Below are 13,773 nucleotides of genomic sequence, written 5' to 3' on the forward strand. Positions count from 1 at the left end.
TTCAGGTCTCCATCACACCACGGCGACCAAACAGGCCACGCGGCAATACGAGTAGAATGACGACGGCGACGAGGTAGATGATGATCTGGTCGATGCCGGGAAAAATGGCTTTCACCTGCGTCATCGACGCGAAGGACTGGAGGATGCCAAGCAGGAAGCCTGCGGCCACAGCGCCTGGCAGCGAGCCCATGCCGCCCACCACGACCACCACGAAGCTCAGCACCAGGAAGTCCATGCCGATGTGATAGTTCGGCGGCAACAGGGGCGTGTACATGACGCCGGCCAGACCAGCCACGACTGCGGCGAGGCCGAACATGATGGTGAAGCGCCGGTCGATGTTGATACCCAACAGTCCAACGGTTTCACGGTCGGCCATGCCGGCGCGAACCACCATGCCGAAGGTGGTGAACTGAAGGAAGGCAAACACGCCACCGATGATAACAGCCGAGAAGACGAAGTAGATCAGGCGCCAGATCGGGTAGGTGATCACGTTGGCCTGCATGCCCAGGAACGCGCCGATATCGGCTGCGCCGCGCAGGTCGGTTGGCATGGGTTGGGGAATGGGGTTGGGCCCGAAGAAGGCCTTGATCACTTCCTGCGCGACAATCGCGAGTCCGAAAGTCACAAGGATTTGCTCGGCATGCGGGCGTTTGTAGAAGTGCTTGATAATGCCGCGCTCCAGCGCGATGCCCACCAGTAGCATGATGGGAATGGTGACGATGATGCTGAACGGGACCGAATAGTTCACAAGAACTGCGCCGAAATCGCCGAACCAGGCCTGCACCAGAGGTTCGCGCACTTCGAGCGGCGCTCCCCAGGGGGAGAGTTTGGTCGGGTCGATGGTGACAGTCTCGAGCGTCAGCAGCTGCCGGAACAAGACAGCGCAGAACGCGCCGAGCATGAACAGCGCGCCATGCGCGAAATTGACCACCCCAAGGGTGCCGAATACCAGCGTCAGGCCTAGCGCGATCAGCGCATAGGCAGCGCCTTTGTCGAGCCCGTTGAGGAATTGCAGAAAGATGACTTCAAACATTGTGTGCTCCTAGCGAGCCTGGCCAGCCAGTAGCCTCATGGTGAGCCTGTCGAACCACGAAACGTGGCACGACAGGTCGCATGGGCATGCCCTCGTCCTTCGACAGGCTCAGGATGAGGTCTACTGTGAGGAGGGTCGCCCCGGATTCCGGGGCGACCGCGCAATCAGGCGCAGAGCGGAACCGGTTCTGCCGGCCCGAGATCGCCGCCGAAGATCGCCGGGTCGTAGGCAACCTTGTCTCGGGAGATTTCCTGCACGACATTGAGCACGTCATATTCGCTGGTCGGGCTTTCATTGCCCTGCACAACGAGGACGTTCTTGATGCACTGGTGGTCTTCGGCACGGTAGAGCGTGGCGCCATTGCCCATGCCGTCGAACTCGTGGCCTTCCAGGGCCTTGATGACTTCGGGCGGATAGAAGGTGCCAGCGCGTTCCACGGCGTCCGCGTAGAGCAGCGCCTGCACGTAGGCAGTGTGAGCTGCCTGCGACGGCGGAGAGCCATAGGCAGCGCCGAACGACTTGGTGAAGGCCACGGTGCCCGGATCCTGCAGGTTCCAGTGCCAGTTCGAGGTGCCGTAGATGCCTTTGACGTTTTCGCCGGCGCCCTTGGCCATCAGTTCCGAAATGAGCGGCGTGACGATCTGGAAGTCCTTGCCGTTGGCCTGACGGTCACGCATGCCGAACTGCACGGCCTGCGTCAGCGAGTTCACCATGTCGAGGCCATAGTGGTTGAGGATCAGCACGTCGGCGCCGGAGTTGAGGATCGGCGTCAGGTACTGCGAGTAGTCCGTGGAGCCCAGCGGCGTGCGAACCGCTGCGACCGTATCCCAGCCCAGCGCTTCGGTGGCGTTCTTGATCGACTCTTCCTGGGTCCAGCCCCAGGTGTAGTCGGCCGTCAGGTGGTAGGCGCGGCGGTCCATGCCGTATTCTTGGCCGAGCACAGGTGCAAGACCGATACCGGACTGGTACGCGTTGAAGAAGTGGCGGAAGCCGTAACGGCGCTTGTCCTTGCCAGTCGTGTCGTTGGAATGCGTGAGGCCCGCCATGAAAATGACGCCCATTTCCTGGCAGAGACCCTGCACGGCAATGGCTTCGCCCGACGACGAACCGCCGGTGATCATGATGGCGCCATCGCGCTCGATCATGCGGGTTGCGCCAGCGCGCGCCACGTCCGACTTGGTCTGGCTGTCCGAGGACACGAAGGTGACCTTTTTGCCCAGTATGCCGTTGCCCTTGAGGGCAGTGGGGGTCAGCACGTTGATGAGGCCGCCGTCGCCTTCGCCGTTGATGTGCTTGATGGCCAGTTCATAGGCCTTCTGTTCGTCGGCACCTTCTTCGGCATAGGCGCCGGTGAGGGGCAGGTTGAGCCCGAACGTAACGGTGTCGCCAGTGGGGTTGTTGCAGAAGTCCTGTGCCCAGGCGCCCTTGGTGAAAATGAGGGGCGCAACGCCGGTGCCGATGATGCCGGCCATACCGGTCTGAAGGACCCTGCGGCGAGACAAGCCACGCTTCAAAAGTGTCATTGATTTCCTCCTTTTGGCGCGGGGCGACCGATACATAGCCAGCAGCTCACCGCATTGCGGATAGTTCCACCGGAGGAAAATGACAGCAATAGGTCATTGTAATTGCAGAGATATTCTGTAAATTATTGTCCTGAACGTGCTGCAATGCAGTCAATTCATTGACATGCGGCGGTTTGCTGAGGGGTTCGACATGCGCGCGCCGATCGGATTTCGCATCAGTAACAGGCGGAAGTCGCTCAAGATTTCTCAGGCTGCGCTGGCTCGACTTGTTGGCATATCGCCCAGCTATCTGAACCTCATCGAGAACAACAAACGCGACATTGGCGGCGCATTGCTGAACCGCGTGGCCGTCCAGCTCGATATCGACATTGATGAACTGGCCGGGCGGACCGAGCAAAAGCTGCTGCAGGATCTCGAAGAAGCCTTCGCCGATCCTATGCTCGAGTCGCTGCCGTTTCGCCCCGACGAGCGGCGTGAACTGGTGGCCCAATATCCGGCCAGCGCCGCGGCGCTCGCCCGTCTGCACCGCGCCTATGCTGGCGCCACCGCCAGCGCCGACGCCTATGCAGACCGGCTGCGTTCGGACCCATTGCTGTCGCAACTGCTGCACCAGATTCTCTCCGGCATTACCGCCGTTCGCTCGCGCGCGGAAATTCTGGAGGAGGTCGGCGATCTTGATGAGGCTGAGCGCCAGAGGTTCCTGGCCGCGATCGGCCGCGACGCGCGGGCTCTGTCGGACGTGGCGCGCAGCCTGATCGGGCAATTCGATACCTCGAGCAGGGCACGCAGCAGCGTCTCCCCCGCCCGTGAGATCGATGACCTCATCATCGACCGCCAAAACCACTTTCCCGAGCTGGAAACCGTCGCGGATTCGCTCCGCGAGGAAATCGATCGCGCAGGACCTTTCGGCGTCGCAACGCTGACGGACCTGCTGCAGCGCCAGTTCGGCGTGAGCCTGGTCATTGGCGGAGCCCCGGATATCACGGATTTTCCCGGCCAGTACCGGTTTGATCCCACTCGCCGCAGCATGTGGTTCCACGGTGCCACGACGCTCGCCACCAGGCAGTTCCAGCTAACGCGGCTCTATGCCGAGCTCGCCGCGCCCGATGTTATCACCGGTACGTTGGAAAGCGCCGTACTCTCGACTCCGACCGCCCGGCGACTGGCCGCGCGCGCCGTTGGCTCCTATCTGGCCGGGGCCATCGTGTTCCCCTATGCCCGGACGCTCGCCGATGCAGAAGCCTGCGCCTATGACGTCGATCAGCTCCGCCACATCTATCATGCCAGCTTCGAGCAGGTGGCTCATCGCCTCGTAACGCTGCGTCGTCCGGGCGCTGAGGGCATCCCCTTCGGCTTCCTGCGCTCCGACCCCGCGGGGCGCCTGACCAAGCACTTTCCCTTGCCTGGCCTGCTACTGCCCAATAGTGGCCACGCCTGTTCGCTCTGGGCGATCTATGGCGCCTTCCGCTCCCCGGACAACATGGTGCGGCAGGTGGTGCGCTTCTCCGATGGCTCGCGATACCTGTTCGTGGCGCGCACCGTGCAACGCCGTCCCGGCTCCTTCCGTGAACAGCCCGTTCTGTCGTCGGTCATGCTGGCCTGCGACGTGCTGCATGCCGACAGGATCATTTACGGTGCCGGCCTCGACCTCAGCGACGTCTCTGCTGATATACCCGTCGGGCCGAGCTGCCGGCTTTGCACGCGGCGCGACTGTTCGAGCCGCCAGGAAGCAGCCGTGGCGCCGGGTGAGGGCGCCTCATCAGGCCGCTCGCCATTGCTGCCGATGGAATTGGGCCTTGGCGATGCGCCGTGATTACGCTTAAGTGCATGAACTTGCGGAGGGGAGACCGCGAGTGCCAAAGGGGGGAAATTGGCAATCGACGTACTCATTGCGGAGGATGAACCGAGCATTCTTGAATCGCTCGACTTCATCCTGAAGCGCGCGGGATGGACCATTGGCTCCGTCGCCGAGGGCGATGCTGTGCTTGAGGCCATTCGCCGGCTGCGTCCGCGCGTGCTGGTTCTCGATGTCATGCTGCCCAAGCGCAGCGGCTTCGAAGTGCTCAAGCAAATCCGTGCTGATCTGGATATGCGCGAACTGCCGGTGCTGATCCTGACCGCCAAAGGCCAGCAGCAGGACCGGCGCATCGCCGAGGAGTTCGGCGCTGATCGGTTCATCACCAAGCCTTATGCCAATGCCGAGGTCGTCGGGGCGGTCCGGCAATTGTTGGGCGAAGATGGGTGACCCGCGCAAGCTTGCCGGTGGCGCGCTGCTGCTGACAGTGTTTGGAGCACTGCTGATGCTGCCGCCGCTGGCCTACTTGTTCGACCACCCGATCACCCACTTTGGTGTGCCTCAGATCGTGCTGTATCTGTTTGCCCTTTGGGTGTTGCTGATCATCGGCACCGCGCTGCTTGCCCACGCCATGCCACCGCAAAAGCTGGATGACGACGATGGCGAGGGAGAGCGCTGATGCTATCCGCCGATTTCGTCATCGCGACCGCCGTTGCCTATGTGGTCCTGCTATTCGTGTTGGCCTATGTCGGCGACCGCCGCGCCCGCACCAGCAAGAAATCGATCCTGCATTCCCCGGCCGTCTACACGCTGTCCATCTCGGTCTACTGCACCAGCTGGACCTTCTATGGCGCCGTTGGCAATGCCGCGCGCAGCGGGCTTGAGTTTCTGACCATCTATCTCGGCCCCACTCTTGTTTTCGTGGGCTGGTGGTTCCTGCTGAGACGTCTTGTTCGCATCAGCCATCATCAGCGCATCACCTCGGTCGCCGACTTGCTGTCGTCTCGCTTCGGCAAGTCCAACCGGCTTGCAGTGCTCATCACCTGCATCGCCGTCGTTGGCATCGCGCCCTATATCGCGCTGCAGCTGAAGGCCGTGACCTCCTCGATCCAGGCCGTGGCCGGTTCGTCCGATTTTGGGCAGGGGAGCCTCAAGGGCATTGACGACGTCGGACTGGCCTTTGGCATCGCGGCCGGCATGGCGGTCTTCACCATCCTGTTCGGAACGCGCCACGTCGACGCCAAGGAACAGCACCACGGCGTCGTCGCCGCCATCGCCTTCGAGGCCATCGTCAAACTGACGGCGCTGCTCGCGGTCGGCATTTTCGTCGTCTATGTCGGCGGCGGGTTCGAGAAGATTTTCAGCGACGCCGCAGCCATTGGCGTATCGGTGGATGCGCATGACACCTTCGATAGCCGCTGGCTGACGACACTGGGCCTGTCCATCGCGGCAATCGTCTGCCTGCCGCGCCAGTTCCAGGTGACCGTGGTCGAAAACTCCAACGAGAACCACCTGCGCGTCGCCAGCTGGGCCTTCCCGGCTTACATGATGCTCATGAGCATCTTCATCCTGCCGATCGCGTTTTTCGGCCTGACCAAGATGCCCCCGGGCTCCAATCCCGACATGTTCGGACTCACCCTGCCACTGGCCTTCGGGCAGGACGGGCTGGCGCTATTCGCCTTCATTGGCGGGTTTTCCTCCGCCACGTCGATGATCATCCTGGAGTCGATCGCGCTCTCGATCATGGTCTCCAATCACATCGTCATGCCGCTGATCCTGCGCTTCACCTCGGGCCGCAGCGGCGACGGGCAGGGGGTGACCAATCTCCTGCTCAACGCCCGGCGCTTTTCCATTGTGCTCATCCTTTCGCTGGGCTTTTTCTACTTCTTCTTCACCCGGGATTCCGACGCACTGGCGCCGATCGGCCTCATCTCCTTCACCGCCATTGCCCAGCTCTTCCCATCGGTAATTGCGGCGCTGTTCTGGCGCGAGGCAACCCTCAAGGCGGCAACCGCGGCCATCGCCGCCGGCTTCGTGTTCTGGGTTTGGTGCAGCTTCCTGCCGTCGTTTGAATCGGTGTCGCCGCAGGTGGCGATGCTGCTTGCCGAGGGGCCGTGGGGCATTTCCTGGCTGCGTCCCGAAGCCATGTTTGGCCTCAATGGTCTTGATCCGCTGGCCCATGCCGCCTTCTGGAGCCTCACCGCCAATGTGGTGATCCTGACTGTCGGGTCGCTACTAACCAATCAGTCGGCCCTCGAACGCATCCAGGCCAGCATATTCGTCGACGTATTCAAGCGCGGGCAGGTGACGCGGGGCAATTTCGTGCTGGGCTCCGCCACGGCCAACGACCTGTTCTTCGTCGCCGAGCGCGTGCTGGGCGACCGGCGTGCCGCCGCCCTGTTTGAGCAGGAGGCGCGCGAGAGTGGCGTGGACCCCGACATGCTGGAGCCATCGCCCGAATTCATCGGCCGGCTGGAGCGCGAACTCGCCGGCTCCATCGGCGCCGCATCGGCGCACGTGATGCTGTCCAAGGTGGTCTCCGGCAGCAACGTCTCGCTCGAAGAAATGATGCAGATGGCCGACGAGACCCAGCAGGCCATCGAATATTCCCAGCAGCTGGAGAAAACTTCTGCCGAGCTGCGCTCCACCGCCAAGCAACTGGAGGACGCAAACGCGCAGCTGCGCGAGCTCGATAGCCAGAAGGACGAGTTCCTGAGCCAGGTGAGCCATGAGGTGCGCACCCCCATGACCTCGATCCGCTCATTCTCCGAAATCCTGCTCGACGATGCCGACGTGATCGACGAGCGCCAGAGGCACCACTTCGTCTCGACCATCCATCAGGAAAGCCTGCGGCTGACCAAGCTGCTGGACGAAATTCTCGATCTGTCCGCCCTCGAACGCGGTGAGCGGGCCTGGGACAATGTGCCGATCAATGCCGAGGCCGCTCTTGATCGGGCTTTGGCGGTTTGCGAGGCGCTGCTGCGACAGCGGGGTATGAAGGTAGTCCTGGGCGATCGGGCCCGCCCCACAATGGTGGAGGGTGACGCGGACCGGCTTTGCCAGGTCTTCATCAACCTGATCTCCAACGCGGTGAAGTACAACGACGCCGCCGAGCCGGTGATGCGTGTGTCATCCACGGTGCGCGCCGGCGGCTATGTCGTCGAGATCGCCGACAACGGCCCGGGCATCGCTAAGCGCGAGCGCAAACTGATCTTCGAGAAGTTCTGGCGCGGGCCAGGCGGTGTGGCCGATCAGGGTGGTGCGGGGCTTGGCCTCGCCATTTCCCGGCAGATCGTTGCGCGCATGAATGGCTCGCTTGATCTGGTCCAGGGGCCTTTGCCCGGCGCCTGCTTCCGCATCCGGCTGGCCGTGATCCGCTAATCCAGTCCCTGATCGGGAATGTTGAGCAAGTGCCCGCAGGCCTTGCAGTGCACGGCATCGGGCTCGTGCCGCTGCAGCCCGCATTGCGGGCAGGGGAAGTTCACCTTGGCCGGCCGGAAGATGGATTGCGCCAGCCGCACGAACAGCGAAATACCGACGAACATGATGACGATGGACGTCAGCTTGCCCCACGTGCCCGGCAGTGTGATGTCGCCGAACCCCGTCGTAGTCACCGTCGTGACGGTGAAGTACAGCGCGTCGACATAGCCCTCGATGGCGCTCTCGCCGCGCTTGGCGAAGGCCGTGTAGACAAAGCCCGTCACCACGAACAGGAACACCAGCAGGTTGATGACGGCCTGCACCGAGGGCTGATAAAGCCCAAGCCCGCGCCTGCGCAGCGGTCGCCAGAACGCGTTGGATCGCGTCATGGTCCACAGTCGCAGAATCCGCAGAAAGCCGAGATTGAACAGCCATGTCGGCGCCAGCAGCGTCGCCAGAATGAACATGTCGAGGATCACCGGCGGCTGCCGCGCCCAGCGCAACACATCGGTCGAAGCGAGCGCACGGGCGATCAGATCGAACGCCAGCAGTGCTGCGATCGAATAATCGACCCATAGGAACCAATGTTCTTCGCGCAGCAGGGGCGTGGCGATGAAGAAGGCGATGATGGCCAGATCGACGATAAGCACCCACGATTGGAACCGCTGCGCCTTGGGAGACTGGCTGTGATAGAGCAGCCGCAACTTGGAACGCAGCCGTTGAAACCAGCTTTCGGGGGCAGGCTGTTCCGCCGGCTTATTGTCTACGGCGTCGATTCCCACAGTCCGCTCAAAGCTCCACGCGGTCGTCAGGGCCGCCGGGGGCATACAATCAAGATAGCCGGGCGCCGTCCAGCGCCGCCATCAGTTCTTGAGTTGCGAGCGATTGGTTTGGGGCGCTCCGGTGGGCTCCGAACTCTGGCCCGAAGGCTGTGGCGCCGCCTGCTCCACGCAGGATTTTGGGGAACTCACCCAGAAATCTGCCAGCAATCCGCCCTGGAAATCGGCGTAGCGAAAATCCTGGCTGAGGGGAGCGCGCGCCGGATCGTTCCGCAAGTAGAGCCCGGCCTCATGATTGGACGCCACGCCGATCTGGCAGCTTTCGGTCAGCTGCTTGCAGTCGCCGGCGGCGTTGCACAGTTGCAGCGCGCCCGAATAGAGCATGACCCGCGTTCCGCCGCGCATCGCCAGTATGTCGAACTCGGTGCCGCGCACCGCAATCGAGGCGGTCGGCGTCGTGATCGAATAGGCCGATTTGGGACTGTTGCCGCTGATAAACCGGAACGAGCCGCTGAGCGCGTTGATGGTCAGCTTGCTCGCCGTATTGGCGCTGGCCAGCATGTAGGTCTCAATCAGCAGCGAGCTGCGCGGCCCCACGACCAGCCTCGTATTGTCGGAAAAGATGATCTGAACCTGTCCGGTATTGCCCGTGACGATGGTCTCGCCAATCGAAACATCTGCGCCCACCACCAGCGTCCGATCCCCGGAGCCCGCGCGGGCGGCGGCGTCGGGATTGACCCCAACAGCTTTTCCTTCAGCTGCAGCGAATGCTCCTGTTGCCGAAGCAGACAGAAAAAGTGCGAGAAGGCAGGAAAAGAGTTGCTGTTTCATCATGGCCTGCTTGTCACAAAATGCCACTGAACGCCGGATGAATGACAGTATTTACAGCCTCCGCTCAATATTCAAGCCGCCCATTGCATACAGACTTCGGGCGCACTCTAATGATCCCCGACGACTTGGCTCGGCACCCACTATGGGAAAACCGCCGCAATCTGTTGCGGTAGGCCCGTTGACACGGTATCTGCAGCCCATTGCGGCAAGCCGCCCCTGCCCAGAGAGACAGCAATGAGACTGGCATTCGTTATTCCCGCCTATAACGAAGAGGCTTTGATCGGCAAATGCCTGGAATCGGTGGTGGCAGAAGTCGCGCGCTCCGGTGCCGACGCCGAGATCATCGTGGTCAACAATGCCTCGACCGACCGGACCGGTGAAATTGCCCGCAGCTTTCCAACCGTGCGCGTGGTCGATGAGCCCAAGAAGGGTCTCGTGAACGCCCGCGACGCTGGCTTCGCTGCAAGCGAAGGCTTCGACCTCATTGCCAATATCGATAGCGACACCATCGTTCCCGTCGGTTGGCTCGATACCGTATTCGCCGAATTCAACCGCGATCCCAAGCTGGTCTGCCTCAGCGGCCCTTATGTCTATTACGACATGAGCGCCTGGAGCCGGTTCCTCGTGAACATGTTCTACGGCCTGACCTACCTGATCTACGTGCTCAACCGCTTCATCCTGCGGGTTGGCTCGGTGGTGCAAGGCGGCAATTTCGTGTTCAAGCGCGCGGCCTGGGAACAGGTCGGCGGCTATGATCGCTCGATCGAGTTCTTCGGCGAAGACACCGACGTTGCAGTTCGCCTCTCCAAGGTCGGCGGCGTCAAGTGGACCTTCAAGCTCAAGATGAAGACCTCGGGTCGTCGCCTTGAAAAGGAAGGCGTTTTCCGCACCGCCGGCATGTATACGCTGAACTTCTTCTGGGTCACTTTCCGCGGCAAGCCGGCGACCAAGGAATATACCGACGTCCGTCCCGACTGAAATCTGACGGGGAATCCAGCATTCCCCTTCGGCCAAGAATCACCGAATGCTGTTGGCTACGCTAGTATGGGTTGCCGCCTGACGCGGCCGAGGGCCTGTGTGGCATGTCAATTCCCACTCAATTCCCCCAGCTCGTAGCCGCTGCGCGGTCCGGCGCCTTGCAGGCGCTGGCCCTGCAGGCGGGGCAGGTCGTTGAAGGCAAGGTGATCGGCGCCGCTCCCAATGGCGGCACCCAGGTCGAAATTCGCGGCCAGATGCTGAACCTGCTGCTGCCCACGCTGTTGCAGGCCGGGGCGACGGTCAAATTCGAAGTGCAGGGCAGTGGCACCCAATTGCGCCTCGCTCTGCAACCGTCGGCACCATCGACGCCAACGCCAACCAATCCCGCTCCGCTACCGGCGCCACCCGCGGCCACGTCCGTTCAGCGCCCACTACCCCAACCGGGCAACCCGGCGCCTCCACCAATGCCAAGCGCTCCCGCAGCCGCTATGCCCCCGACAGGCATACCCCCTGCGCCAGTTGCGTCCCCGCCGACCGCCGCTCCGGCCCCCGCGCCACAAGTGGCGGCCGCACCGCCGGTAGCCGTGCAAGCCACAACCCAGGCCCGCCAGGCCATTCCTTATCCTCCACCGGCATCAAGCGCGCCCGGAACTGTGTCCGCCCCCGGCATGCCACTGCCGCCCGCTGGCGCGTCACCCAACGTCGCTCCACAAAACGCGGCACCGGTGGCACCTATCCCCGCGCCGACATCGCAACCCGCAACTCCACCCGCAACGACACCGCAAGCCGCTCTCGCCGCCATGGTGCAGGCGTCGGTGCCGCGGCAGGGGCCGGTTACTGGCCTCACGGCAGCGTTGACCAGCATTGCGGGCAAGGTCGCCGTGCCCGAACCGGTGGCACGCGCGGCCCAGCAGGTTCTGGCCGGGCGCGTCGCCATCGATAGCCCCCGTTTTGATGGCACAGTCCTGCAATCTGCCCTGCGCGGTTCGGGCGTGTTTCAGGAGGCGACCCTCGCCAAGGGCCAGTTGCCCCTGCCGCAGGCCGATATGAAGTCGGCCTTGCTCGCGCTGCGGCAAACCCTGTCGACCTGGCTCGGTCAGCAGGCCGCCGTTGCGCCCGTTGTCCAGATTCCTCCGCCCCTGCGCGGCAGCATGCCTCGCGGGCGCGTCAATGATGCGCCGCCTCTCGATCCCGCCGCTGCCCCTGAGGAAATCGGCCGGCAACTGCTGGAGCGAACCGATTCCGCCCTGGCGCGTGTCCGGCTCCACCAGCATGCCTCGCTGCCCGATCCCGTCGCCAAGACGGGCGACTGGAGCATGGATCTGCCGGTGATGATCGGCACGCAGCAAACGCTGATGCAATTCCACATCCACCGCGATCCGGAAGGCGAGAGCGAAACGCCGGGTGAGCGTGGCTGGCAGATGCGCTTCGCGCTGAACCTGCCCGAAATGGGGGAAGTCGGCGCACAGGTTTCGCTTCGGGCCGGCACTACCGGTGTGATGCTCTGGGCCAGCGAACCCGCCACGACGGCCGCGCTGGAGGGTGAGGCTGTCGCGCTGCGCGAGGCCCTGGCCGATGCTGGGCTCAAGCCTGGCGCGGTGATCGTCCGTCAGGGCGCGCCGGTTCCGCCTGCACCGCCATCGGGCCATTTTGTGGATGCGCGCACATGAGCGAGGAGCCGAAAACGCGGTCGCTGGCGGTTGCACTGCAATATGAGCGGGGCAGGCGCGAGGCGCCGCGTGTCGTCGCCAAGGGACGGGGGCTGCTGGCCGACCGCATTGTCGAGCTGGCCCGCGAGAATGACGTGGTGATCGAGGCCAATCCGGTGCTGGCCGAAGCACTGAGCGGCGTCGAACTCGACGACACCATTCCCATCGAACTCTACGAGGCCGTGGCCATCGTCATCGGCTATGTCCTGCACGCCGGCAAGAAGAAGTAGCCCGCGCACCAGTGGCGCGCGGGCAAAGGCGAATTACTGAACGCCCAGCATCTGCTTGGTGGCAGCCTCGGCGAGATCGCCTGCCTGCTTGATCTGCTCGGCAGTCATGCCCTGGGCCTTGGCAGCATCCTCTGCGGTCTTGCGGGCAGCCGCGATGGTTTCGGTCTTCTGCTCGGGAGTCATGGCCGCGGCCTGGGCTTGGACAGCCTGCATCGCCTGTTCTGGCGTGATCGCCGGGGCGGCGGCAGCCGGAGCAGCCGGTGCGGCAGCGGCCGGAGCAGCAGGGGTCACATCAGCGGCTGGCGGTGCAACTTCGGTTGCGGGAGGCGTGGTGCTCGGGGTTTCCAGAGCGGCCGGAGGCGCAACTTCGGTGGCTGGCACGGCAGGAGCCGAGGTCTCGGTGGTCGCTGCGGGGGCCTCCGGAGCCTTGGGGTCGCTGCAGGCGGCGAGGGCGAGTACGGAAACAGCGGCGAGCGGCAGCAGGAACTTTGCGTTCATCGGTAATTGTCCTTTAGTGACGCCGAGTTAGCGTCGATCACGGACTCGTTACACGACCACTTCAGGAATAAGTTTGTTCGGATGGTGGCATTTTTGGGGCACTTCAAATTGCCACCAAATCTCGCCGGCTGACGCGCCAGACCCTAGTACTTTTCGTAGAACTCGTTGCCGCCGGCCTCGAGCACGTAATGCATGTTGTTGTAGGGGAAGCGCAGGCCCGCCGTGTGGAAGTGCTGGGCATTCTGCACGCCCGGATGCCGCGCCCCGCGCAACACCTGGTCCGCCATCTGCGAAGCGAGAACCGCCCCACTGTCGGTCATCTTCTTGGTCAGCACGCCCTGCGCAAACTGGTTCTTCTGCCCCACCACGCCACACACCGATTTGGGGTAGCGCGAGTCGTTGAGGCGATTCATCACCACCGTGCCAACGGCAAGCATGCCTTCCGAGCTCGAGCGGTTGGATTCGAAGTACATGGCTCGCATCAGGCACTCTTTTTCGCTGAGCTGCGCCATGCCGAAATTCAGGCCGAGAAAGCTGCACCCGCCCAGACTGGTGGTGGCAACCGCCAGGGCGGCGAAACGCAATAGGGCTTTGCTAGGAAGCGCCATGGGGCATCTCCGGTCTGTTGCATTTGTGCAAGTACAACCGAAAATGCCCCATCAGGCTTAAGGAAGGTCTGACTGGAAGGGTTAATGAAACCCTAGCGCCAGTCGCGCGTGAAAAGCAGCGCCGAAAGCAGGGCGATCGTCCCGAGAACCACGATCACCGGAACCGGATTTTCCTGCACCGCTTTTCCCGCCACGCTAGCCTGCCGGCTGACCTGCTTGGCGACCACGGCGCCCTGGTGGCGCACCTGGCGGGCGAGGGCGGTCGCATTGTGCTGCACGTCTTCAATGCTGTGCCCGCTATATTCGCTCACGGCCTCCGAAACAGCGGCTAACTCCTTGCGAAGAGACGCAAGTTTTTCGAATAGTGCG

15 protein-coding genes are annotated in these 13,773 nt (G+C 63.1%); 7 read left to right on the forward strand and 8 right to left on the reverse strand.

Annotated features, from left to right (window positions below; translation table 11 throughout):
- Position 1 precedes the first annotated feature (1 nt).
- The gene (locus ACZ5WT_RS14905) at positions 2 to 1,033 is read right to left on the reverse strand and encodes a branched-chain amino acid ABC transporter permease (RefSeq protein WP_464284563.1); all 1,032 of its coding nucleotides are present in this window, start codon (positions 1,031 to 1,033) and stop codon (positions 2 to 4) included.
- A gap of 164 nt (positions 1,034 to 1,197) precedes the next feature.
- A complete protein-coding gene (locus tag ACZ5WT_RS14910; protein WP_464284564.1) occupies positions 1,198 to 2,556 on the reverse strand; it encodes a substrate-binding protein in 1,359 nt (452 codons plus the stop codon).
- 190 nt (positions 2,557 to 2,746) lie between these two features.
- On the opposite strand from ACZ5WT_RS14910, the gene ACZ5WT_RS14915 reads away from it, so the two are divergent.
- From ACZ5WT_RS14915 to ACZ5WT_RS14930, 4 genes are read left to right on the forward strand one after another with little or no spacing between them, the layout of a single operon-like run.
- On the forward strand, positions 2,747 to 4,369 hold the full coding sequence (locus ACZ5WT_RS14915) for a helix-turn-helix domain-containing protein (protein ID WP_464284565.1): 1,623 nt from the start codon (positions 2,747 to 2,749) through the stop codon (positions 4,367 to 4,369).
- 57 nt (positions 4,370 to 4,426) lie between these two features.
- On the forward strand, positions 4,427 to 4,801 hold the full coding sequence (locus ACZ5WT_RS14920) for a response regulator transcription factor (RefSeq protein ID WP_464284566.1): 375 nt from the start codon (positions 4,427 to 4,429) through the stop codon (positions 4,799 to 4,801).
- Positions 4,794 to 5,030, forward strand: a complete 237-nt coding sequence (locus ACZ5WT_RS14925; RefSeq protein ID WP_464284567.1) for a hypothetical protein — start codon at positions 4,794 to 4,796, stop codon at positions 5,028 to 5,030. Before ACZ5WT_RS14920 ends, ACZ5WT_RS14925 begins: the two co-directional genes overlap by 8 nt.
- Positions 5,030 to 7,732, forward strand: a complete 2,703-nt coding sequence (locus ACZ5WT_RS14930; protein ID WP_464284568.1) for an ATP-binding protein — start codon at positions 5,030 to 5,032, stop codon at positions 7,730 to 7,732. Before ACZ5WT_RS14925 ends, ACZ5WT_RS14930 begins: the two co-directional genes overlap by 1 nt.
- Here the strand turns inward: ACZ5WT_RS14930 and ACZ5WT_RS14935 are convergent.
- On the reverse strand, positions 7,729 to 8,553 hold the full coding sequence (locus ACZ5WT_RS14935) for an ion channel (protein WP_464284569.1): 825 nt from the start codon (positions 8,551 to 8,553) through the stop codon (positions 7,729 to 7,731). The genes ACZ5WT_RS14930 and ACZ5WT_RS14935 overlap by 4 nt on opposite strands.
- An 81-nt stretch (positions 8,554 to 8,634) precedes the next feature.
- On the reverse strand, positions 8,635 to 9,381 hold the full coding sequence (locus ACZ5WT_RS14940; RefSeq protein ID WP_464284570.1) for a FecR family protein: 747 nt from the start codon (positions 9,379 to 9,381) through the stop codon (positions 8,635 to 8,637).
- Positions 9,382 to 9,615: 234 nt separating this feature from the next.
- Between ACZ5WT_RS14940 and ACZ5WT_RS14945 the strand changes: the two genes are divergently transcribed.
- Complete coding sequence (locus tag ACZ5WT_RS14945; protein WP_464284571.1) at positions 9,616 to 10,359, forward strand: glycosyltransferase family 2 protein; 744 nt, start codon at positions 9,616 to 9,618, stop codon at positions 10,357 to 10,359.
- A 107-nt stretch (positions 10,360 to 10,466) separates the two neighbouring features.
- On the opposite strand, the gene ACZ5WT_RS14950 is transcribed toward ACZ5WT_RS14945, so the two are convergent.
- On the reverse strand, positions 10,467 to 10,691 hold the full coding sequence (locus ACZ5WT_RS14950) for a hypothetical protein (protein ID WP_464284572.1): 225 nt from the start codon (positions 10,689 to 10,691) through the stop codon (positions 10,467 to 10,469).
- 393 nt (positions 10,692 to 11,084) lie between these two features.
- Between ACZ5WT_RS14950 and fliK the strand changes: the two genes are divergently transcribed.
- Both fliK and ACZ5WT_RS14960 read left to right on the forward strand, forming a co-directional pair.
- The gene (fliK, locus tag ACZ5WT_RS14955) at positions 11,085 to 12,029 is read left to right on the forward strand and encodes a flagellar hook-length control protein FliK (protein ID WP_464284573.1); all 945 of its coding nucleotides are present in this window, start codon (positions 11,085 to 11,087) and stop codon (positions 12,027 to 12,029) included.
- Positions 12,026 to 12,298 carry an EscU/YscU/HrcU family type III secretion system export apparatus switch protein gene (locus tag ACZ5WT_RS14960; RefSeq protein ID WP_464284574.1) on the forward strand — a complete coding sequence of 91 codons (273 nt, stop codon included), beginning with the start codon at positions 12,026 to 12,028 and terminating at the stop codon, positions 12,296 to 12,298. The genes fliK and ACZ5WT_RS14960 overlap by 4 nt, the downstream gene beginning before the upstream one ends.
- Positions 12,299 to 12,331: 33 nt before the next feature.
- Here the strand turns inward: ACZ5WT_RS14960 and ACZ5WT_RS14965 are convergent, their stop codons facing one another.
- The 3 genes from ACZ5WT_RS14965 to ACZ5WT_RS14975 form a co-directional block, all read right to left on the reverse strand.
- Complete coding sequence (locus ACZ5WT_RS14965; protein ID WP_464284575.1) at positions 12,332 to 12,796, reverse strand: hypothetical protein; 465 nt, start codon at positions 12,794 to 12,796, stop codon at positions 12,332 to 12,334.
- A 143-nt stretch (positions 12,797 to 12,939) separates the two neighbouring features.
- Complete coding sequence (locus ACZ5WT_RS14970) at positions 12,940 to 13,404, reverse strand: cell wall hydrolase (protein ID WP_464284576.1); 465 nt, start codon at positions 13,402 to 13,404, stop codon at positions 12,940 to 12,942.
- Between the two features lie 92 nt (positions 13,405 to 13,496).
- On the reverse strand, positions 13,497 to 13,715 hold the full coding sequence (locus ACZ5WT_RS14975; RefSeq protein WP_464284577.1) for a hypothetical protein: 219 nt from the start codon (positions 13,713 to 13,715) through the stop codon (positions 13,497 to 13,499).
- Positions 13,716 to 13,773 lie beyond the last annotated feature (58 nt).

This window comes from Devosia sp. T2-14, from assembly GCF_055397495.1.